Source organism: uncultured Campylobacter sp. (assembly GCF_937996225.1).
Lineage (GTDB): Bacteria > Campylobacterota > Campylobacteria > Campylobacterales > Campylobacteraceae > Campylobacter_B.
Genome location: NZ_CALKTC010000019.1, coordinates 52,357 through 73,050, shown reverse-complemented (window position 1 = coordinate 73,050; position 20,694 = coordinate 52,357). Strand labels below are relative to the sequence as shown.

Genomic DNA, 20,694 nt, shown 5'->3' with positions numbered 1-20,694 from the left:
AAAGCAAAGTAATCAGCGTAAATTCAAATTTATGATGCTTGGCGATGAAATTCACTATGTTGAAGGGCGCTACCATTACTCGGCGCGTGAAACGGGTCTAATTAAATTGCGGGCGAAATTTTAAAGCGTGGCTTGGATCGTTCTCGGGCATCCGGTTTTGGCTCTAAAATAGTTAAATTTAGCACTGGTGCTCGCAAGACGCTTCGGCTATCTGATTTTTGCGGTGCCGAAGCAAAGTCCGTTTTCGTTGCACTGCATATTTTCGATTTGCGGATCCTCGCTTTTGCCACAAATTTGAATCATCTGATGCGACGCCTCATCCATTTTAGGCTCGCTGCAATGCGAAACGCCTGGCTTTGGATGCTCCGAGTTAGAACAGCCGCATATAATCAGCGCCGCGCAGGCGAATAAGAGGGAGTTTTTCATTCTGAATCCTTTTAAAAAATTTTGTAATTCTATCTTTGCAAAGCTGAAATTTTACGGAATTTAAAGCGTTTTGGCTAAATTTAATGCATCTGCTTTTGCAAATATAAATTTTCTAAATTTCACGTTAGATACGAAGAGGCGGCGTGCGAGGCGAGATAAATTTAATATTTGTGAGCGAGTTTTAAGACGCAGCCCAAATCGTTTTACGGAAAGATAAGATTAAAGGCGAACTTAATCTTATCTATCGTTTTAAAATTTTTTACCGAAAGCCGCTAGAATTGCGCCCTTTAAACTAAAATAAGGAGAAAACATGGCAATGACGAATTACATGGAACTTTTGATGGCAAATCAGCCGTGGAATTTGATTTTATTTATGGCGGTGCCGATGGGCTTAGCAGAAGCGATAGTAGCGAGCGAATTTTTTAGCTTGTACCGCGCGCAGAAGGGCTCTTTGGCTCTAAAAATCAATAAATGCCTTAGCATCATTCTCGGCGCTTATTTTACGATATTAATCATTTACGTAGCGGTTAAAATTTTGCCCGTCATTCATTTGCGTGGTGCTGCGGACACCTTAGCTTTGGCGGCATACGTAGCGGCGGCGCTGCCTGCGCTGGTGCTGCTACTTTTGGAACTCGGAGTTATCGCAAAAGGAGCGGAATTTAGAGCTAGGCTTAAATTTCATTTCTTGGCGCTGATTGTATTTTTGGTGCTAGGACACGTCGCGATGATTTTTGGAATGACCGATCCAGGTGTGAGTGGCATGGATCATTCTATGATGGATCATGGCTCGATGAGTGGGATGAGCCACGATATGGGTTCGATGGAGGGGATGGATCATTCGCATATGAATCATGGCTCGATGGAGAACATGGATCACTCAAAGATGGAGCATTCACATTAACTTTAGCTTGCCCGGCTTGGGCTAAATTTTAAATTTTATTCCGCCGAGCTATGGAGCTGATAGATCTTTATGATTTGATTGCCTTTGTCTGCGAAATGCATATGCAAGCACCTCTCAAATAAAATTTTACCGCCTTTCATATGCCGCCTGCGAGGCGGTAAAATTTAATATCAAGCTTATCGTCCCGCCTTTTTATGTTCTTGTGATATTTTTATCCAACTTATGCAGGCGCAAAGCTCGCACATAGGCGGTTGCAGGTTTAAATTTGCGTGCAAACCGCTTTGGTATATTTTTTAACGTTAGTTTAATGCTAAATTTATATAATTTAAGCGAGTTATATTTTAAGAGACGATTAAGAATGAAATGTGCTAAGCTTGGAGGCGGATAGAGTATGCAAGATTACGAATTATTGGACGTTTTGTCCAATAAAAGGGTGCTTTGCCTAGAGGATGAGCCCGGGATTTTAAAAAATATAACCGAATCGCTACAACTGTTTTTCGGCGAAGTAGTGGGGGTTAAGGACGGGCTGGAGGCGCTTGATGAGGCGATGAGCGGCTCGTACGACGCGCTGGTTTTTGATATCGGCGTGCCGCATATGGATGGGCTAGAGGTCGTTAAAAAGATCCGTGCCGCGGGTATCTCGGTGCCGATCGTGATACTTTCGAGCCACACCGAGCAGGAGTATCTGTGGCGGGCAGTGGAGCTTAAGATCACCAGGTATCTGCCTAAGCCGTACGACAAAAACGCCTTTATAAAGGCGCTGCAAGACGTCGCAGCGGAGCTGATAAATCACGCGCCGATATTGAATATAAACGACGAGCTGAAGTATGATTTTGCCAAAAAGATCATCTACGTCAAAGACAGCGCCTGTCATCTTTCCAAAAGCGAAAGCAAGCTTTTGGAGTACTTCTTGGCGCGCAAAAATCAAACCATAACCTACGAGCAGCTATTCGACTACATGTGGGAGTTCGAGCAGCCCAGCAAGGAGGCGATCAAGGCGATCGTCAAAGAGTTACGCCGCAAGATCGGTAAGGACGTGATAAAAAATTTATATGCGGTGGGGTATCTCTTTGAAGTATAAATTTAAATTTATCGTAGCGCTTTTCGTGCTGCTATATATCGTAATTACGGCTTTGGTTTTTAACTTCTACCGCGAGCTTGCGCTAAAGGACACGAGGCGCGAGGCGTTTTATATCCTAGATACGATGAATGCGGTGCGCGATTACGTCTCGACCGTGCAGCGCCCGCTAATAAACGAGCTTAAAGAAAAAAAGCTTCTAAGCGAGGAATTTTTCGATCCGAGGCTGATGTCCTCGACCTACATAACGCGCGAAATTTATAAAATTCAGCTCGCCAAAGAAAATATCAACTACGATTATAAGCTCGTCGCTACCGATCCGCTCAATCCCGAGCACGAGGGAAGCGAGTTTGAGAATGAAATTTTAGAGGGCTTTAAAGAAAATAGATACAAAGAATACTCCAGAGTCATCTATGATAAAGGTGGCGCCTCGTATTTTTTGAGCCTGCCGATAACAAACTCTCAGCCTTCGTGCACTGAGTGCCACAGCATCAACGCAGCGCCTAAAAAGATGCAAGAGCTCTACGGCGACGTGGGGAATTTCAAAGGCAGCCTAGGTGATACGATCGCGATGATAAGCTTTAAAATTCCGATAAAAAGCATTCTGCTCTACCACACCAAAGAGTTCGTCGTTAGCGGCTTAAGCTTGCTTGTGGTGTTTTTGATCTGTATATTTTGTATCTATAAAATTCACAAAAAAAACGAAACCTTAAAGATGCAGACTCAGCTTTTACTGATAAATCAAAGCCGCCTCGCGCTAATGGGCGAGATGATCGGCAATATCTCGCACCAGTGGCGCCAGCCGCTATCGCAGATCAGCTCCACGCTCATAAATTTAGAGCTTTACAACGAGCGAGGCAAGCTCTCAAAAGAAAGGCTCGAAGACGGCATTAGGGATGCGGGCGAGCAGGTGAAATTTATGAGCGATACGATCGAGGATTTTAAAAATTTCTTCAACCCAAACATGCCGAAGAGGGAATTTAGCGCCGGCGAAGCGATCGAGCAGGCGCGTAAAATTTTAAACGCCTCGCTTAAAAAACACGTCATCGATATAAGCGTGCGGATAGAGGAAAATTTCACCCTTTACGGCAACGTAAACGAGCTAATCCAGGTGATCATAAATATCATAAATAACGCAAAGGAGGCGTTTTTGGACGTACCGCTTAAACGGCGCGAGATTAAAATTCACTCGTTTTTAAAGCAGGGCGAGCGGGTAATCACGATCGAAAATAACGCAAGCCGCATCGACGAAGCGCAGCTAGATAAAATTTTTGAGCCGCACTTTACGACAAAACAGCAGGGCAGCGGGCTAGGGCTATATATGAGCAAGATGATAATCGAAAAAAACGGAGGGAGCATAAGCGCTGCGAATTCCGACGAAGGCGCGATATTTACGATCTCTTTTCGTTAAATTTAGACTTCATTAAATTTCTCCCTTTTTCACCCTTTTTTGTTGATATTATTTTGAGCGTAGAACTTTGCTAATTTAAAATTTCGATTTTCAAAGGAGGAGCCATGAAAAAATGGAATAAGATGCTACTAGGCGCGCTAGCCTGTATTAGCATTTTTGCCGCAGGAGCCTGTGCTGATGAGGGCATGGGGCATGAGATGGAAATGTCGCAAAAATCGCGCGACGTCATCGCAAATCCTAAGGGCACGTTGCAAAGCAGAGGCGTCATATCCTTGCAGGACTACGTCGTAGAAGAGCGAGAGATGTATGACTGGCTATTTAAAAATCACCCGATTTTTACCAAATACGGCGGTAAGACGGTCGGTAAGATGGATGTACACGACCGAGGTTTGGAGTGGCTTGCGGAAGGGCATGGATTTGACTTTTCAAAGGCTAGCAAAAGAGACGACGGCAAGGGCTATAGCTCTATGATGTATAGAATCCCTGCGGGCTCTTCTTTGCAATTTCCGAATAAATTCATAGGTCCTGAAAAATGCGGCGAGTGCCACCCTGCACAGTATGAGACATGGAGCAGATCGCGCCACGCCACTACTATCCGCTTCCCAGGCGAGCACCCGGAGGTTAATAACAACCTAACTGATCCTGTATTTAGCCCAGATACGGCGTCGATCCTTCCAAAAGGTATTACCCCTGACGTAATTTATGCGACCGTGGGACACTTAAGGACAAAATTCGGCTACGTAGATGCGTGGCTTCTACGCGGAACCTATCACGTAGAGGGCGGCTTGCTAAGAGATGGTACCGGTCAAATCGTAGCCGGCGGCAACCAATTCCAAAGGACTTGGGCGTTAAATTTAGACGATGAGACGGTCAAAAAGATTAAAAAGATCGTTCCGGAATTCCCGGAAACCCTAGCCGACTATGGCGATAACGGCGGTTACGTAAGAGGTCTTGCGTCATATGCTGCGAAATACAAAAAATCGATGTTTTTCCAAGCAAACAGCTCGTATTGCGAAGTCTGCCACCCATTCAAATTCGATTTTAAAACTAAAAAAGAATTCTATGCTGCTTTGGGTAACGCAAAAGAGCTTCAAAAGCACACTATCTCCAAGGGTATCACCTGTGAAGAGTGCCATGGAGCGGGCGGTCACCTTGACGGCGCTACAAATTTTAGAACCTCAAACTGCGAACGCTGCCACCAAAGATTTAACTATAGCCCTGATTTAGCTCGTGCTAATCCGCTAAACAACGGAAATCCCGATCTATCTCTTAGCTCTAAATTTAAATCTATGGGACCAGGATGTGGCTCTGAGGGCTCTCAATCTTACTTTACCGCTCACTACGAGAAGGGTATGCGCTGCGTAACCTGCCACGATCCGCACGATAACACCGGACCGGTAGTTGGCGATAAAACCGTCAAGGGCGTAAATTATAACTCCGAGCAGGGCTATTTGAGCGCGTTTTATACAAAGCCTAAGATCACAAAAGAGTGCAAAGACTGCCACCAAGAGCAAGCCTACATCGCCGCAAGAGCCGATACACATAAAGACAACACCTGCGCATCTTGCCACATGCCGTTTATGATGAGTTGCGAGAACTTCTACGCTATTCAGTTCCAAGACAACGCGGGATTTGATACTCAAAGAAGATCGCACATCTGGAAGATCGACATCGATCCTGCTAGAAAATCTCTAGTCGCAGGCGATGCCGCTAAAGGTCCAAGAGATGCGAAAGATTGGCACTTCCAAAGAAATAAAGAGGGACGAAATTTCGTCGATCTTATGTGGTCGTGCGCACGAACGTCTTGGGCAGATAAAGATATGCAAGATACCAAAGGCTGCCATAGTCCAGTCGTCTCCGAGCTAAAAGAGACGCTTCACTTCAAAAACCAAAAGCAGGTTTACGATGAGGTTATGGGCTGGCAAACTCCAATTAAGAGCGATTTCTCGCAAGTTAAGATCGGTATTCAAGGAATTTACTCTATCCTTGAGACTAAAAAGCTTAACTCCAGCGATAAAACTCGCGTCTATGAGCTAATAGAAAAAGCTCAAGACACCGTCGATCTTATCGAAAAAGACGGCTCATGGGGTATGCATGGCTTTAAATATACTAAGCAAAGGCTAGAGGCCGCTAAAGAGTATATTAAAGAGGCTCAAAGAATTCTAAATAATAATTTATAATTCTTTCGGGGTCGCGTAAGTTTGCGGCCCCGAAATTTAAAAGGCAGATGTATGCAAAAAAGACTAAAAATTTTCTTGCCTATCGTTTTGGCAAGCTGCGCGTTGGGCGCGAATTTAACTACGCAAGAACAAAAAGAATCTTATAGCATCGGAGCTTCTACCGGAAGCTATGTTTCAAACCAGCTGCATTCACAAGCCGCATTAGGCGTCAAATATGACTTAGATGCGGTGATAGAGGGGTTTTTGGACGCTCTTAAAAAGCAGCAGAAGCTAAAAGATGAGGAAATTATTGCGCTTTTGAATCAAAGAGCCGATAAACTAAATAAGATCGTAGAAACAAATTCCAAAGCGGAGCTTGATAAAAATTTAAAAGCAGGCAAGGAATTTATGGCGAAAAATGCCAAAAATCCGGACGTTAAAACCACAAAATCCGGTCTTCAATATGAAATTTTAAAGCTAGGTATGGGCGAAAAGCCAAAGCCTGAGAGCGTAGTAGTGATGAACTACAAGGCGTATTTGACGAACGGTAGCGTATTTGACGATACTTTCGCATCTAAAATTCCGGCGCATCTTTCTATGATAGGCTTAATCGACGGATTACGCGAGGGGTTGCTTTTGATGAATACGGGCTCGAAATATAAATTTACAATCCCTAGTAATTTAGCCTACGGCAACGTGGACATAGATAGAATTCCTGCGGGTTCTGTAGTAATTTTTGAAGCCGAACTACTAAAGGTTTTAAAGCCCGGCGAGCTTGCCGATGCTGCGAAAAAGCTTAGCGAGAGCGAGGCTAAAAGCTTTCACGACGCGAATAAAACAAAGTAGTTTTGCTTAAATTTAGTCGGAGGAGAATATGCAAAAGCAAAGAAGAAATTTTATAAAATCCGCCGCACTCGGCTCTTTGGGGCTTGGCGCAATCGCCTCAAGCTTGCTCGCACAAAACGGCACAGATAAAAGTGCACAAGATGTAAACGCAAGTGCTAAAAAGCAAGAGCCGAAAAAGCCACACTACGGCATGATATTCGATCAGAACAAATGCGTGGGTTGCACTGATTGCGAGATCGCCTGTAAAAAGGTAAATTTGGTTCCGAAAGGTCAAATGAGGCTTTTTATCCAGGATAAAACCGATCCGCTAAATTTGAAAGAAAAGCGCTACGTTAGGGTTTCTTGTCAGCAGTGCGAGGACGCGCCGTGCGTGAACGTCTGCCCGACGAAAGCCTGCCACAAGGATGAAAAAACGGGCATAACGACGATGAACACCGATGATTGTATCGCCTGTAAATATTGCATCGTCGCCTGTCCTTACGACGTGCGCTTCATAAACCACGAAACAAGAGCCGCGGAGAGTTGCAACTTCTGCTTGGATACGAATTTAAAAGACGGTCACGAGCCCGCCTGTATCGAGGCGTGCAGATACGAGGCGATCGTATTTGGCGATCTAAACGACGAGGGCTCGCACATCAGCAAGCTGCTTCGCGTAAAAGACAGCCTGCGCATGCATCCTGAGTGCGGCACGAAGCCGAGCCTGCGCTATATTCCTGCGGTTAAATTGGGGGTGTGATATGAACGGAGCTATAAATTTCACTGCGACCTTCTCGCACGGCGTAGAGTGGGGCTGGCCGATCGCGGTTTATCTCTTGCTAGCGGGTATGAGCGGCGGCGCTTTGATCGTCGCGATCCTCGTCAAATTTTATAAAAAACAGACCGAAAGCACGCCGCTGTTTAAGGCTGCGTCATTGCTATCTTTAGTTACGATCTTACTCGGCATGGTCTGCCTGGTAGCCGACCTTGAGAGGCCGCTACTTTTTTGGAAAATTTTGATTAATTATAACTTCACATCGGTTATGTCCGTGGGCGTTGCAGCGCTTTGCGTCTATATCCCGCTTAGCTTCGTAGCCTGCCTTTATGCGTTTGAAGATTGCCTAAGAGAGTTTTTGACGCGCAATCTTAGCTTTTTAAAAGGGCTTTTCGAGCTTGTGATGAAAATCGTAAACGCGCTTCGCCCGCTACTTCTTGCGCTTACGCTTCTTTTTGCGGTCGCGATCTGCGCATATACGGGATTTTTGATCTCGGTTTTAGTTAGATTTCCTATCCTTAATACCGCTGTTTTACCTGCGCTTTTCGTGGCGTCTGGCTTATCGGCAGGCATTGCGGGCTCAAGCCTCATAGCCGCGCTTTTCTTTAAAGCAGACCCGCACGGCGGCGATCTAAAAACTCTACACGCGGTCGAGTGGCCGGTTTTAGCGATGGAAATTTTACTAATCGGCATGATTTTCGTTTCGCTCATCACGGGCAGCGACGTGCAAAAAGCTGCAAGCGTTGCCTTTAGCGAGGGAATTTATGCTCAGCTATTTTGGCTCGGCGTCGTGGGCGTAGGTTTTTGCATACCGCTAGTTTTAAATTTCGCACTGGGCAAAAAGATCGCTCACACCGCGTTTGCGTTCTACGTTAGCGCGCTTGCTAGCGTGGTCGGAGTATTACTTCTTAGAATGTTTATACTATACGCGGGACAAACTTACGATATAATAATGTAAAACTGCGGAGGGTTAATGAGCGCGCTAAAAATATTAAAATTTTTCATCTCTTATAAATTCGCGCTCTGCCTCCTTTTTATCCTAGCCGCAGGCGCCGGCGTCGCAACCTTTTTAGAGAGTATTTACGACACGCAAACGGCTAAAATTTTAGTCTATGAGGCGCGCTGGTATGAGTGCGTCATGGGCGCTGCGACGCTTAGCCTGCTAGGAATAATCATAAAAACCAAAATGTGGCGCCGCTTCGGCTCCTTCGTTCTGCACGCGGCATTTATCGTCATCTTTATCGGCGCGGGGCTGACGCGTTATTTCGGCACCGAGGGCGTGCTGCACGTAAGAGCGGGCGAGAGCGAAAACGAGATGGTAAGCGTCAAGCCATACTTGCAAATCCGCACGCAAGACGCGCTGTTTGAGCATCCGCTAAATCTATCTCAGATCGGCGATAACGATTTTAGCTTCACGCAAAGTATAAATTCTAAAAGCTTCACTGTTAAATTTAGCTCCTACAAACCCGCGCCCAAAGGCGAGCAGGGCACGCTTGCGGTAAAAGCGGGCTTTGAGGGCGGAAGCGAGCAAGAGGCGGAGCTGCGCGGCGGCGCTGGCTGGCTCGGGGAACCTAAAATTTTAAACTTTGACGGCGAGGAGATAATGCTAAGCTGGGGCTCGAAGCTCATAGAGCTTCCGTTTGCGGTAAAGCTTTTGAAATTTAAGCTCGAGCGCTATCCCGGCTCGCAAAGCCCGTCATCCTACGCTAGCGACGTTGAAATTTTAAAAGAGGGCAAGAGCGTGGGGGAGCATGAAATTTATATGAACCATCCGCTAAGCTTTGACGGCTTTAAGCTCTTTCAATCCTCCTACGACACGGACGAGCTAGGCACGGTGCTAGAGCTTAACCGCGACCCGGGTAAAATTCCAACCTACTTCGGCTATTTCCTACTTTGCGTCGGATTTATTGGAAATCTTTTTACCGCCGGCAGCAGGTTTAAAAAGCTCGCCAAATTTATCAAAAACAATGCGCCCGCCGCGCTTCTTCTAATCGCGCCGCTTTTTTTCAGCATTGAGCTTCGTGCCGCGGATGAAAACTATCTAGCAAACCTTAAAGCCAACTCGCGCGTTCACGCAAACGGCGCGTTCGCGGAGCTTTTGGTGCAAGATTACATGGGTAGGATCAAGCCGCTTAGCACCGAAGCAAGCGAAATCGTAAATAAAATTTCGGGCACGGAGGGGCTTTATGGCTTAAGTGCCGAGCAGATGATCCTAGGAATGAGCCTAAATCCCGCTTTCTGGCGCGATCAAAAGATCATCAAAATAAAAAACGACGAGATCAAAAAGATGCTGGGCTTAGCGCCGCAGGAGCGATATGCGAGCTTCAATTCGGTCTTTGATGAAAACGGCAACTACAAGCTCGCCCACGCCCTGGACGAGGCGAATGAAAAAAGCGCCTCGCGCCGCGGCGTACTCGATAACGAGCTGATTAAATTCGACGAGCGGCTAAACATCGCGTATTTGACCTTTAGAGGAGTGTTTTTTAAATTTATCCCCGTGCCGAACGATCCGCAAAACACCTGGCTCTCGCCGAACGACGCCTTTGCGGATTATAGTATCGCTCCGCAGATCAAAGGCGTGCTAAACGACTATCTAAACGGCTTGCAAGACGGAATTTCGGATAATGATTGGACTAAAGCGGATGCAGCACTTGCAGAGCTGAAAAACTACCAAAGGGCCACCTCGGCAGCTATACTTCCGAGTGAAAACCGCGTCAAGGCCGAGGTGTTTTACAACAAAGCTTCGGTTTTCAAAAAGCTCGTTTATTGCTATATGATCCTAGGCGGCGTAGCTCTAATATTGGCGCTTTTGGGCGCACTTTGCGGCAAGCGCTTCACGCTCGCGCAAAAAATTTTATTCGCAGCCTTTGCGATATGTTTTACCGCACATACCCTTACGCTTGCGCTGCGCTGGTACGTCGCGGCTCACGCGCCGTGGAGCGATAGCTATGAGTCGATGATCTACATCGGCTGGTCGGCGGCGCTTGCCGGGATCATATTTTTTAGAAAGTCCCTACTTACGCTAAGCGCGAGCTGCTTGCTGGCTAGCATCGTGATGCTCGTAGCGCATATGAGCTTCGTAAACCCGCAGATTACCAACCTCGTGCCGGTGTTAAAGTCGTATTGGCTTAGCATCCACGTATCTGTTATCACGGCTAGCTATGGATTTTTAGGGCTTAGCTGCCTGCTTGGGCTTTTGGCTCTTATTTTAATGGCGCTTAAAAACAGTGCCAATCGCGAGCGGCTTAACGCGCAGATCAGATATATAACGGCGATCAACGAGATCAGTCTCATCGTGGGGCTTTCGATGCTGACGCTCGGAAATTTCTTCGGCGGCGTATGGGCGAATGAGAGCTGGGGACGATACTGGGGCTGGGATAGCAAAGAGACCTGGTCGTATGTCTCGATCATCGTCTATGCGATCGTGCTGCATCTGAAATTTATCCCGAAACTCGGCTCGATCTATGTTTATTGCGTGAGCTCGACGCTCGCGTATAGCTCAATCATAATGACCTATTTCGGCGTAAATTTCTACCTCACCGGCATGCACTCTTATGCCGCGGGAGACGCACCGCATATACCCGCGCCGTTTTATTGTATAATAGCGGCGGTCTTTTTAATAATCGCTCTTGCTTTCAGAGGCAGGGACGTAAAAACGATATAAAGGAGTAAATTTGAAAAAATTTCTAATAGCGCTTGCTTTGGCGGGCGCGGCAAACGCGGGCTTTATCAGCGAGGGCATTCAAGCTCAGCAAAGCGGCGATCATAAAAAACTCGCAGAAATTTACGAAAGAGCGTGCGGTTTGGAAAATAAAGCTTCGGGATGCTATAATCTAGCCGTTTTGTATTTTGAGGGCACCGGCAACGTAGAGAAAAATTTCGAAAAAGCGATCAGCCTCTACGAGAAGGCGTGCAGCGCTAAATTTGCGCTTGCGTGCAACAATCTAGGCTATATCTACGAAAGCGGCAACGGCGCGGATCAAAATTTTACCAAAGCCGCGGCTTATTACGAAAAAGCCTGCAAAGATAACGAAGGCTGCACATCGCTTGGGCTTTTATACGCAAACGGCGCCGGGCTTGCAAAGGACGTCGCTAAGGCGGCGAGCCTTTATGAAAAGGCCTGCACCTACGGCGATATGATGGGCTGCAACAACCTGGGCTATCTGTATCTAAAGGGTGAGGGCGTGCAGCAAAGCTTCGCAAAGGCTAAAATTTTTTACGAAAAGGCTTGCGGCGGCGATATCGGCATCGGCTGCAACAATCTAGGTTATCTATACGCCTTCGGGCAGGGGGTGGGCCAGGATTATAAGCAAGCAAAGCAGCAGTATGAAAAGGCGTGCAACCTCGGTCACTTCGACGGCTGCAATAACCTAGCCATAATGTATGCCGAAGGTAAGGGCGTGAAGTCCGATAACGTCAAAGCAAAAGAGTTTTTCAAAAAAAGCTGCGACGGCGGCATCAAGATGGGATGCGAGAATTTGGAATTTTTAAATTCGATTAGTAAGTAGATTTAAAACATCAAATTTTTAAGGAGACAGTATGATTTTACGTTCGTTTTTAGCTTCGGCTGCGCTTGTTGCGCTCGTTTGCGGTGCCTCCATGGATGGGGCTAATAAGCCGGCAAAGCCTATGTTTCAAAGCGTGGATCCTAGCAAGGCTACGCTCGTAGGAAGCGGCGAGGGCAAAGAATACTGCGCTGTTTGTGGAATGAATTTGGTAAAATTTTATAAAACCAACCACGTTTGGAACGGCAAGCAAGTAGCTTCTCTGCACTGCTTGTACGAGCTAACGGAGGGAAAAATTCCAAGCGATGCGCAGGTCGTCGATACGAAAAATCTAAATTTGATCGATGCAAATAAAGCCTTTTACGTCGTGGGTAGCAAGGTCAAAGGCACGATGACGCGCAATAGCAAATACGCCTTTTCAACCGAGGCCGATGCGAAAGAATTCCAAGCCGAAAACGGCGGCGAGATAATGAATTTCGCCAAAGCCTACGAGATTGCGGGACAGGATTTTGAGGGCGATAACAAGATGATTAAAGCCAAGCGCGAGGGCGGCGTTTACGCGCACGGTAAGGAATTTTACGAAACAAACTGCGCTAAAACCGAAGCGAAAAGCTTCAAAGCCATCTCCGAGCTTAAAGCTCATCTCAAAAAAACTTGCGACGCAAAGGGCGCTAGCAAAGCCCCTGAATACGACAAACACCTGCAAGCCGCGGCGCTGTATCTATGGGATGCACCTGTAAATTTAGGCGGCAGCGACAAAAACGCAAAAGCGAAAAAACCTGAAAAGATCGTCGTGCCTGAAGGCGCTAAATGCCCGGTCTGCGGCATGCTAGTGGGTAAAAACCCTAACTGGGCGGCGATGATAGAGATTCAAGGCGGGGAGAGCTTGTATTTTGACGGCGTAAAAGATCTGATGAAATACTACTTCCAAAAGGGCAAAGGCTTTGATAAAATTTACGTAACCGACTACTACAAGCTTCATAAGATCGATGCTAAAAGTGCCTTTTTCGTGCTCGGCTCCAACGTCTTAGGGCCGATGGGCGACGAGCTCATTCCATTTGAGAGCGAGAGCGCGGCTAAGACCTTCGCTAAAGATCACGGCGGTAAGAACGTACTTAAATTTGATGAAATTCAAGAGAGCGTAATAGAAGGGCTATGAGGCTCATTTGCGCTTTAATGATCTTTTTTGCCGCCCTTTACGCGCTCATTGCGGTGCATTATGTAAGCTTTGATCGCGCAAAGGGCGAGCAGTGCCTGCAAAAGCTCGCGCGCGAGATAAAGGACGTGCGGCTCTCAAGCAGCTTTAAGAGCAAAGCTTACGCGGAGTTCGTCTATGATAAATAAAAGCTTTATCGACTACTCCGTAACTCTGCTGCGAAAAGACAGAGCCGATCACTTCTTTAGCTTTGCGATCTTTGCATTTATCGTTTTTATTTTAAGCTCGGTGCTTTTCATCTCGGGCTCCATTCAAAACGATCTTGAAAAGGTCATCAAGCTCAGACCCGACATCGTCGTAGAGGCTCTGCGCGCGGGCAAACGCGATCTGATGCACGACGGCTATATCTACGACATTTCTAAAATCGCGGGCGTCAGCGAAGTGCAGGGCGCCGTGGACGGGATGTATTACTTCGCTCAAAAGCGCGTTTGGTTTCATATCGTAGGCGACGAAAGTCTGAGCGAAAACGAAATGATCGTAGGCGAGGGAGTAAAGGCGGCGATGGGCGAGTGGTACTACGAGGACGAGTTTCATTTTTTGACCGAGCAGCGCCTAATCGCGATTAAGATTAATAAAATTTCGCCGCACGAAAGCAGTATCGTCTCAAACGACGTGATCTATCTAAACCCCGTTACCGCGCGCGAGGTGCTAAGCCTGAAGGAGGGCGAATACACCAAGCTCTACGTAAGCGTACCCAACCCGAACGAAGTAAGCGAAGTAGCGCTTAAGATCGTAAATTTATACCCCAACACGGAGGCTCTCAGTGCCGAGGATGCGGTAGCCGAAGTGAGGCATCTGTATTATTACAAAGGGGGGATCTTTATGGTGCTTTACGCCGTGGCGATGATCTCGTTTTTCATCTTGCTAAAAAATCAAATTTCGCTCGCATACGGCGAGAAGAAAAAGGAGATCGCGATCTTGCGCAGCATCGGCTTTTGTATAAAAGACATCATTGCGATGAAATTTATTCAAAATTTCATCGTCTCGCTAAGTGCGTATCTGCTCGGCGTCGCGGGCGCTTATGCTTATGTTTTTATCTTGGATGCGCCGCTTTTGCGCGATATATTTTTAGGCGGTGAGCTGCGAAATTTCATCACCTTCACGCCTGCGATAAATTTTAATATGCTCTTTTTGATCTTCGTCTTTAGCGTGATCCCGTTTTTGGCGTTCGTCATCATCCCATCCTGGCGCATCGCTATAGGCGATATGAGCGAGGCCGTCAAATGAGCAAGATAGAGATCAAACAGCTTTTTAAAATTTACAACGAGGGCAGGGCGAATGAATTTCGCGCTTTAAAAAACATAAGCCTAAGCATCGAAGAGGGGCAGATCGTAATCTTAAAAGGGGTCAGCGGCAGCGGCAAAAGCACGCTTCTATCCATCATAGGCGCGCTTGCTAAGCCGAGTAGCGGCGAGGTTTTGGTGGACGGCGCAAATGTCTCCAAGCTCGCCGATATCGAAAGCTCCGCGTATCGCCACAAAAAAATCGGTTTTATCTTTCAGTCTTTCAATTTGCTTGAGGCGCTTAGCGTCTATAAAAACGTCCTTGCGCCGCTTAGCCTCGAGCGGCTGAGTAGGGATGAGCTTGACGCGCGCATAGACGAAGCGATGCAGATCGCCAATATCGCGCATAAAAAAGATCAGATCGTCTCTAGCCTTAGCGGCGGCGAGAAGCAGCGCTGCGCTATCGCAAGGGCGCTCGTGATGAATCCGCAGATCATCTTGGCTGACGAGCCGACGGCAAATTTGGACAAACAAAACTCGCTCGGTTTTATCGAGATGCTTTCAAAGCTCAAAGAGCTTAAAAAGACCGTTTTGATCGCGACGCACGACATACTCTTCGACGAGCTAAGCTTCGTGGATCGATACGTGTTTTTAAAAGACGGAGAAATTTCAGCATGAGCGTATTTTTATCGGGTAGCGTGATCGCGTTTTTGGCCGTGGAGCTGATCGTAATAGCGCTGATGGCGATCTCGCAGTTTCACATCGTGCGGATCATGCGCTACTGGGACTTTAACGCCACCTCAAATTTACAATACGCCCTGGAGAAAAGAAACTATCTCATAAACACCATTTTGTTCTTCACGATAGCGTGCAAGATCATTTTGTTTATATTTTTCGCGCTCTGCCTAAACGAGCTCTCTTCGATCGTGCCGGGCGCGATGTGCTCCGCGGGCGTCGTGGGTTCGAACCGCTACGGCAACATCTTGCTGCTTTTAAAAATTTTACTGATCTTCGGCTTTGGGCTCTGGCTTATTTTAAATAGCCTCGATCTTAAAGCGGGCAAATTTCCCTATCTGCGGCGCAAATACCTGATCTTTACCATCCTTTTTACGGGCGTTTTGGCGGAGTTTATTTTAGAAATTCTATTTTTTACCAATATCCCGCTGCGCGTGCCGGTGTTTTGCTGCTCGGTCGTATTTCGCGCGCCGAAGCTCCCGTTCGGCTACACGCAGGCGCTTTTGGCAACCTTTTTCTACGCGATATTGGGCGCCATTTTGATCTTAAATTTCTTAAAGCAGTCGATGGCGAGCTTTACTCTGAATTTGCTCTTTTTGTTCGTCGCATACTACGCGATCACCTATTTTTTCGGGCTTTACGTTTACGAACAGCCCAACCATAAATGCCCGTATTGCATGCTTTTGAAGGATTATTACTTCGTCGGCTATGCGATTTGGGGCTCGCTGTTTTTGGGTATATTTTTCGGCATCGTGCCGTTTTTAACGGAGCTCATTACTAAGCGCGCCTATACCCACCTGCTTAAATACTCCTCGTTCTGGCTCATTCTAAACGCGCTCATCTGCAGCGCCTACGTCGTCAAATACTACTTCGTGCGGGGCGCGCTGCTATGATTAAGAAAATTTTTGCCGCGGTTTTGCTTGCCTGCGTGATGGGGCTGCTCATATCGTCCATGGATATAGCCGAATCCAAAATTTCCGTGCGCCACGGCAACACCGATAAGCAGCCGCTGCAGATTGAATTTGGCAAATACCTATGCCACGAGAGCGGCACGGTGATAAACGATCTGTATAACACCGCTCAGGCCGTTATGCCAAACGGCGATACATATTTTTTCAACGACATCGCAAACGTCTTCATGTGGCTGATGCGGCAAAAAAACAAAGATGAGATCGTGGTGTGGGTTTATTCGCAAGACACCGAGAAATACATCATCGCCAAGGACGCCTGGTACTCGCGCGTCGAGATCACGCCGATGGGATATGGCTTTGGCGCGTATGAGTTTCATAACTACGGCAGGAGCGACTACTACTACGACGAGATCGTACTGTGCGCTGCTCGCGGCGAGACGCTGCTAAATCCGCTCATCAACATCCTGCTTTCGGAAAATAAAATTTAGCCTTTCGCCGGATCGGAAAATGAAATTTAGCCCCTCGATGGATCGGAAATAAAATTTAACCCTACGGTGGATATGAAATAAAATTTAGCCGTGCGGCAGGTAGGAAATAAAATTTAACTCCGCAGCGGGCTCGACTTGTCGCAGATACGACTCGTCGTTTGAATTTTATCCGCGTATGGCTTGAATTTTACCCGCGCCCGCACCTTTTATTAATTTTGCCCGCTGCCGCCACTTTCGTTAAATTTAGCTTGCGTCCGAGTTTGCGTTCGCTCGCAATTATTAAATTTGCTCGTATTTGCCCGAGCTCGCGCCCACCGCTTCGTCCCGCCGCCGATTAGTTTAAAATTCCAAGCCGCAACGATACGCGCTCGCTACGTAAAATTTTATCTCGCGCTAGCCGCTTGCCTTAAATTTGGCTCGCATCTGCTTGGACGCCGCCCGCCGAATAAATCTATATCAATACGGGCGGCGAGATTTTAAGCTATAATGGCGCTAAATTCCACATCAAAGGAGCGAAAATGAGCGAAATTTTAGATCAGACGCTGGAGTGCGCGAAAGAAATTTTAGGCGCCCAGGCGCTGGATCTTAAGATCCAGCGCCTGGGCGTGGGGCTGTTTTTTAGCGGCGTAAAGCTGCAAGGAGGCGCGTGCGGGCTTAGCTATACGCCACTAAAGTCCCTATCGGGCGCTGTTTGCTGCCCCTCGCAAGCAAGCGCGATGCCCGATTCGGGCAATATCGCAGGCAGGAGCGTGCGCTATCTGCTGCGCGATCTGGGCTCTGCCGCGCCGCTTAAAAAGACGCTCGCACTTGCCGCGCTAAATGCGCTTGGAAGGGCGTGTTTTGATAAAATCCGCGCCGATTACGACGTGAAATTCGGCGCCGATCCCTTTGATGAGCTGCGGATCGAGCGCGGCAGCTTTAGCGTCGTCGTGGGCGCACTGGTGCCCTACATCAAGACGCTGATGAAAAATGGCGCGGATTTTAAAATTTTAGAGCTTGACAAAAGCACGCTTAAAGAGGCGGAGCTGCCGTTTTACCTGCCCGCAAGCGAGGCCGCAAGCGTTGTGCCGCGCGCAGATAACGTGATAATCACGGCTACGACGCTCATCAACGACACGCTGGATGGACTTTTGCGCCTGAAAAAAAGCGGCGCCAAGCTCGTGCTCGTGGGGCCAACCACGCCGCTACTGCCGCAGGCGCTATTTGAGCGCGGCGTGGACTTTGCAGGCGGCACGCTCGTGCGGGATGCGGACGCGGTACTCGATATCATCGCGCAGGCGGGCTCGGGGTATCATTTTTTGGGTAAATTTGCCGATAAAATCACGATCTGTAAGGGCTAGGGCGCGGATTGAAATTTTAAAATTTAGCGCGCAAGCGGCTTTACTGCGAATTTTTATAGATTTGCGCGAACGTCTTAAGAAGTTTTTTTAAAAAACGATGTAAAATGTCCGCTTTAGAAATGAGAGGAGCTAGAGATGAATAGCAAAAGACGAAATGCGATGAAATTTAGCTTGGCGTGCGCAGCTTCGCTACTTTGCGTCGGTACCGCCTCATTTGGGGCGAGCTTAAATTCGAAGGAGAAAAATATGCAAAAGTGTGTCTATATCGTGCACGGCTACGATGCTTCGCCTAAAAGCCATTGGTTTGCCTGGCTCAAAGGCGAGATCGAAAAATCGGGCGCGAGGGCGGAAATTTTAACGATGCCCACGCCTGCGCATCCGAGGCTTGATGAGTGGCTGAAAACCTTGCGAGAAAGCGTAAAATTTGAAGGCGAAGTTTATCTGGTCGGACACAGCCTCGGCTGCCCTACGATCTTAAATTTCTTACAAAGCAGTGCCGCAAGCGGCGCAGTAGAGGGCGTAGTGCTAGTCTCGGGGCTTGCAAAGCCGCTTAGCGATCCGCAATTTAAAATTTTAGACGAGTTTATGGAAAAAGGCTTTGATTTTGAGCGCATAAAAGCCGCCGCAAAACAGCGCGCGGTGGTTGCCGCAAAGGACGATTATATCGTGCCGTTTAGCTTCAGTCGCGAGTTAGCGGGGCAGATGGACGCTAAGTTTTACGAGGTGCAAAAGGGCGGGCATTTTTTGGATAGAGACGGCTTTACAAAGTTTGATCTCGTGTATGAAATCTTAGAAAAAATGATGAAATTAAAGGGCTAGGCTTCGGACAAATGCGCCCGCTTGGTTTTTGCTTCTGCATTCGCGCCGCTCGCATTTTCTCGGCTGGAGCTCGGATTTGCTTTGTGGCTAAGATAAGGGTCTCGTATTTAGCCCGAAGTTCGCTGCTCGCATAAATAAATAGATAAGACCGCGGTGCAATCGCCGTTTGCGAGGCGAGTTCCGCGCCGTTTTAAAATTTTGTAAATGTCGCAGCGGCAATAGGCGCGTATCGTGCGAGTGCTAAAGCGCAGTGTGTATGGCGGCTAGTAAGAATTTCATCCGTTTGCAAAATTTTGTCCGCGGCGGAGCTTTTGCGATGATAGAATTTTAAAATTTTAAGGCAAGCGGGATGAGCTAAATTTTAAATAGCGCCCAGCTTGCGAGGGCTAAATCCGTGCCTAAGCCCGTGCTACGCGAGAGATAAAATTTAGCGGGCGCGAGGCGCATAAGTTTAGCTTTTCTTTTCGTTAAACATATACGAGATCACGAAAACGATCAGACAAACGGGCGCAAACGCAAACGCAAACGCCGCGCTCCAGCCGGCGGCACGCTCGCCCCAAAAATACCCTGCTGCGAGGCATGCCAAAAATCCGCCGTAAAAAGCGCCGAGCGATAAATTTTCTACCGCAAAAAGCAGCAAACTAAGATTTGGATTTTTTACAAACAGCTTGCTTGACTTAAAATTTTTATACCTTTTGAACAAATACCAAAGCGGCGCACAATCCAAAATCGCAAATATAGCCACAAAAACGGTAATCCTTAGCGCGCCCGCAAAAGGCAGAACCTCTAAAATCAAAGACGTCGCCCACCAAATAAGCAAGAAAACACCCACTAAGCGAGCAAATATCTCGCCGCTCTGTGAAATTTATACCTTTGCTCCGCATTCATCGGTCTTAAGTCCCTTAAATTTTTTAACAAAATTCATCTTAGAGAATTTAGCGCCTCTCTATATCTCTACCGCCCAAATAATTTTCTTCCAGCGGATAATTTATATTGCCGCAGTTATCAAATTTAAAACCTTTTCCAATACCGACTACGGCATTTTTTCTCTCTTTATAGTATTTCTTCACGATAATAAAATTTCCTCTCTCTCTCGTATCGCACAGATACTCCGAATGGTTAAATTGCATATAATTGCCGTTAAATATAGCGAATTTATCAAGGAACAAAGTGCCTGTGACTTCTTTCTCGCCACCGTCAACCATAACTATCGGTCTGTCAAATCCAACGCTCATATCATTCAAATTTATTTTTAAATATTTCTTTGGATCGGTTTTTTTAGCCTTTAACTCTTTCATCAGTATCTGCTCGGTCGTTTTTCCCTCTTGGTAATATTTTTCTAATACTTCAAAACAATTCGATAAATTTATATTTTCTAGTTCATAGTATGCAACCTCGTATCTACTGGACCAAAGACTACCGAAGGTTTTCAACCTATAATTATCAATCATCCAATATAGCTTTACGTCATAGTCCAAATATGCCCCTGCTACTCTTTTATACAGCTCCTCTTTGGGTAAAATTCTATCCTCTTTCAGGCAGTATCCTTGCTTGTATTTGTCGTAGTCGGAGAGAGAAACTATTACAAAGCCTCGTGAAGTGGAATAATCGGGGATTATACGGATAAATGCGGCACAAAGTATTATAAGAAGCAGCGTGCCCGCTAGGGCTTTAAATTTAATAGACCTGTAGAATTTCATATCATTTCTTTTCTATCCATCCATTCGTTAGAGGCTAATTCTTTCGGACCAGGAGGAGTTTTCTTTCCCCACAAATAATAACTCAATATATCGGCTCCGTAATTACCCTCTAATTCTAATCTCAAATCAGTTTCTTTTTTGCCCATCTCTTATCCTTTTTCGGTTACATTCGTTAAGATAAAATT

General features: G+C 46.8%; 21 protein-coding genes. 17 read left to right on the top strand and 4 right to left on the bottom strand.

Translation table 11 applies throughout. The features are described 5' to 3' along the window. Positions 1 to 207 precede the first annotated feature (207 nt). Entirely contained in the window at positions 208 to 426 is a 219-nt protein-coding gene (locus Q0174_RS02590) for a hypothetical protein (RefSeq protein WP_298041522.1), read from the bottom strand. A gap of 310 nt (positions 427 to 736) precedes the next feature. Here Q0174_RS02590 and Q0174_RS02585 point away from each other — a divergent pair, with 310 nt between their 5' ends. From Q0174_RS02585 to Q0174_RS02505, 17 genes are all read left to right on the top strand, one after another. Next, positions 737 to 1,327 carry a DUF6803 family protein gene (locus Q0174_RS02585; RefSeq protein ID WP_297903283.1) on the top strand — a complete coding sequence of 197 codons (591 nt, stop codon included), beginning with the start codon at positions 737 to 739 and terminating at the stop codon, positions 1,325 to 1,327. Positions 1,328 to 1,718: 391 nt separating this feature from the next. Further along, entirely contained in the window at positions 1,719 to 2,408 is a 690-nt protein-coding gene (locus Q0174_RS02580) for a response regulator transcription factor (protein WP_298041520.1), read from the top strand. After that, positions 2,398 to 3,816: a DUF3365 domain-containing protein gene (locus tag Q0174_RS02575; protein ID WP_298041542.1), complete on the top strand. Its 1,419-nt coding sequence runs from the start codon at positions 2,398 to 2,400 to the stop codon at positions 3,814 to 3,816. Before Q0174_RS02580 ends, Q0174_RS02575 begins: the two co-directional genes overlap by 11 nt. Positions 3,817 to 3,920: 104 nt before the next feature. Beyond that, positions 3,921 to 5,996, top strand: a complete 2,076-nt coding sequence (locus tag Q0174_RS02570; RefSeq protein WP_298041518.1) for a cytochrome C — start codon at positions 3,921 to 3,923, stop codon at positions 5,994 to 5,996. A gap of 51 nt (positions 5,997 to 6,047) precedes the next feature. Next, a complete protein-coding gene (locus Q0174_RS02565) occupies positions 6,048 to 6,821 on the top strand; it encodes an FKBP-type peptidyl-prolyl cis-trans isomerase N-terminal domain-containing protein (RefSeq protein ID WP_298041516.1) in 774 nt (257 codons plus the stop codon). Positions 6,822 to 6,849: 28 nt separating this feature from the next. Then, a complete protein-coding gene (locus tag Q0174_RS02560) occupies positions 6,850 to 7,557 on the top strand; it encodes a 4Fe-4S dicluster domain-containing protein (RefSeq protein WP_298041512.1) in 708 nt (235 codons plus the stop codon). Position 7,558: 1 nt separating this feature from the next. After that, positions 7,559 to 8,530: an NrfD/PsrC family molybdoenzyme membrane anchor subunit gene (gene nrfD / locus Q0174_RS02555; protein WP_298041510.1), complete on the top strand. Its 972-nt coding sequence runs from the start codon at positions 7,559 to 7,561 to the stop codon at positions 8,528 to 8,530. A 15-nt stretch (positions 8,531 to 8,545) separates the two neighbouring features. Next, the gene (gene ccsA / locus Q0174_RS02550) at positions 8,546 to 11,236 is read left to right on the top strand and encodes a cytochrome c biogenesis protein CcsA (protein ID WP_298041508.1); all 2,691 of its coding nucleotides are present in this window, start codon (positions 8,546 to 8,548) and stop codon (positions 11,234 to 11,236) included. A 10-nt stretch (positions 11,237 to 11,246) separates the two neighbouring features. After that, on the top strand, positions 11,247 to 12,080 hold the full coding sequence (locus Q0174_RS02545) for a tetratricopeptide repeat protein (protein ID WP_298041506.1): 834 nt from the start codon (positions 11,247 to 11,249) through the stop codon (positions 12,078 to 12,080). A gap of 31 nt (positions 12,081 to 12,111) precedes the next feature. Then, complete coding sequence (locus tag Q0174_RS02540; protein ID WP_298041504.1) at positions 12,112 to 13,236, top strand: nitrous oxide reductase accessory protein NosL; 1,125 nt, start codon at positions 12,112 to 12,114, stop codon at positions 13,234 to 13,236. Further along, a complete protein-coding gene (locus Q0174_RS02535; protein WP_295098450.1) occupies positions 13,233 to 13,421 on the top strand; it encodes a hypothetical protein in 189 nt (62 codons plus the stop codon). Before Q0174_RS02540 ends, Q0174_RS02535 begins: the two co-directional genes overlap by 4 nt. Continuing rightward, positions 13,411 to 14,520, top strand: coding sequence for an FtsX-like permease family protein (locus tag Q0174_RS02530; protein ID WP_298041502.1), 1,110 nt, complete (start codon positions 13,411 to 13,413; stop codon positions 14,518 to 14,520). Before Q0174_RS02535 ends, Q0174_RS02530 begins: the two co-directional genes overlap by 11 nt. Beyond that, positions 14,517 to 15,194: an ABC transporter ATP-binding protein gene (locus Q0174_RS02525; protein WP_298041501.1), complete on the top strand. Its 678-nt coding sequence runs from the start codon at positions 14,517 to 14,519 to the stop codon at positions 15,192 to 15,194. The genes Q0174_RS02530 and Q0174_RS02525 overlap by 4 nt, the downstream gene beginning before the upstream one ends. Further along, positions 15,191 to 16,144: a hypothetical protein gene (locus Q0174_RS02520; protein WP_298041499.1), complete on the top strand. Its 954-nt coding sequence runs from the start codon at positions 15,191 to 15,193 to the stop codon at positions 16,142 to 16,144. Before Q0174_RS02525 ends, Q0174_RS02520 begins: the two co-directional genes overlap by 4 nt. Beyond that, positions 16,141 to 16,650, top strand: a complete 510-nt coding sequence (locus tag Q0174_RS02515; protein ID WP_005870878.1) for a hypothetical protein — start codon at positions 16,141 to 16,143, stop codon at positions 16,648 to 16,650. Before Q0174_RS02520 ends, Q0174_RS02515 begins: the two co-directional genes overlap by 4 nt. A 518-nt stretch (positions 16,651 to 17,168) precedes the next feature. Continuing rightward, positions 17,169 to 17,990 (top strand): DUF364 domain-containing protein, encoded by an 822-nt coding sequence (locus Q0174_RS02510; RefSeq protein ID WP_298041497.1) that lies wholly within the window; start codon positions 17,169 to 17,171, stop codon positions 17,988 to 17,990. Between the two features lie 135 nt (positions 17,991 to 18,125). After that, positions 18,126 to 18,809 carry an alpha/beta hydrolase gene (locus tag Q0174_RS02505; protein WP_298041495.1) on the top strand — a complete coding sequence of 228 codons (684 nt, stop codon included), beginning with the start codon at positions 18,126 to 18,128 and terminating at the stop codon, positions 18,807 to 18,809. 451 nt (positions 18,810 to 19,260) lie between these two features. Here Q0174_RS02505 and Q0174_RS02500 read toward each other — a convergent pair whose 3' ends face one another. The 3 genes from Q0174_RS02500 to Q0174_RS02490 form a co-directional block, all read right to left on the bottom strand. Next, positions 19,261 to 19,629 (bottom strand): hypothetical protein, encoded by a 369-nt coding sequence (locus tag Q0174_RS02500; RefSeq protein WP_298041493.1) that lies wholly within the window; start codon positions 19,627 to 19,629, stop codon positions 19,261 to 19,263. A 115-nt stretch (positions 19,630 to 19,744) separates the two neighbouring features. After that, the gene (locus Q0174_RS02495) at positions 19,745 to 20,509 is read right to left on the bottom strand and encodes a hypothetical protein (protein WP_298041491.1); all 765 of its coding nucleotides are present in this window, start codon (positions 20,507 to 20,509) and stop codon (positions 19,745 to 19,747) included. Further along, on the bottom strand, positions 20,506 to 20,655 hold the full coding sequence (locus Q0174_RS02490) for a hypothetical protein (protein WP_298041489.1): 150 nt from the start codon (positions 20,653 to 20,655) through the stop codon (positions 20,506 to 20,508). Before Q0174_RS02490 ends, Q0174_RS02495 begins: the two co-directional genes overlap by 4 nt. Positions 20,656 to 20,694 lie beyond the last annotated feature (39 nt).

Excerpts from the sequence above, each read along its gene's own strand:
- Q0174_RS02590 (WP_298041522.1), bottom strand. The coding sequence starts at position 426 with ATGAAAAACTCCCTCTTATTCGCCTGCGCGGCGCTGATTATATGCGGC.
- Q0174_RS02585 (WP_297903283.1), top strand. The coding sequence starts at position 737 with ATGGCAATGACGAATTACATGGAACTTTTGATGGCAAATCAGCCGTGG.
- Q0174_RS02580 (WP_298041520.1), top strand. The coding sequence starts at position 1,719 with ATGCAAGATTACGAATTATTGGACGTTTTGTCCAATAAAAGGGTGCTT.
- Q0174_RS02570 (WP_298041518.1), top strand. The coding sequence starts at position 3,921 with ATGAAAAAATGGAATAAGATGCTACTAGGCGCGCTAGCCTGTATTAGC.
- Q0174_RS02565 (WP_298041516.1), top strand. The coding sequence starts at position 6,048 with ATGCAAAAAAGACTAAAAATTTTCTTGCCTATCGTTTTGGCAAGCTGC.
- Q0174_RS02560 (WP_298041512.1), top strand. The coding sequence starts at position 6,850 with ATGCAAAAGCAAAGAAGAAATTTTATAAAATCCGCCGCACTCGGCTCT.
- nrfD (WP_298041510.1), top strand. The coding sequence starts at position 7,559 with ATGAACGGAGCTATAAATTTCACTGCGACCTTCTCGCACGGCGTAGAG.
- ccsA (WP_298041508.1), top strand. The coding sequence starts at position 8,546 with ATGAGCGCGCTAAAAATATTAAAATTTTTCATCTCTTATAAATTCGCG.
- Q0174_RS02540 (WP_298041504.1), top strand. The coding sequence starts at position 12,112 with ATGATTTTACGTTCGTTTTTAGCTTCGGCTGCGCTTGTTGCGCTCGTT.
- Q0174_RS02535 (WP_295098450.1), top strand. The coding sequence starts at position 13,233 with ATGAGGCTCATTTGCGCTTTAATGATCTTTTTTGCCGCCCTTTACGCG.
- Q0174_RS02530 (WP_298041502.1), top strand. The coding sequence starts at position 13,411 with ATGATAAATAAAAGCTTTATCGACTACTCCGTAACTCTGCTGCGAAAA.
- Q0174_RS02525 (WP_298041501.1), top strand. The coding sequence starts at position 14,517 with ATGAGCAAGATAGAGATCAAACAGCTTTTTAAAATTTACAACGAGGGC.
- Q0174_RS02520 (WP_298041499.1), top strand. The coding sequence starts at position 15,191 with ATGAGCGTATTTTTATCGGGTAGCGTGATCGCGTTTTTGGCCGTGGAG.
- Q0174_RS02515 (WP_005870878.1), top strand. The coding sequence starts at position 16,141 with ATGATTAAGAAAATTTTTGCCGCGGTTTTGCTTGCCTGCGTGATGGGG.
- Q0174_RS02510 (WP_298041497.1), top strand. The coding sequence starts at position 17,169 with ATGAGCGAAATTTTAGATCAGACGCTGGAGTGCGCGAAAGAAATTTTA.
- Q0174_RS02505 (WP_298041495.1), top strand. The coding sequence starts at position 18,126 with ATGAATAGCAAAAGACGAAATGCGATGAAATTTAGCTTGGCGTGCGCA.
- Q0174_RS02495 (WP_298041491.1), bottom strand. The coding sequence starts at position 20,509 with ATGAAATTCTACAGGTCTATTAAATTTAAAGCCCTAGCGGGCACGCTG.
- Q0174_RS02490 (WP_298041489.1), bottom strand. The coding sequence starts at position 20,655 with ATGGGCAAAAAAGAAACTGATTTGAGATTAGAATTAGAGGGTAATTAC.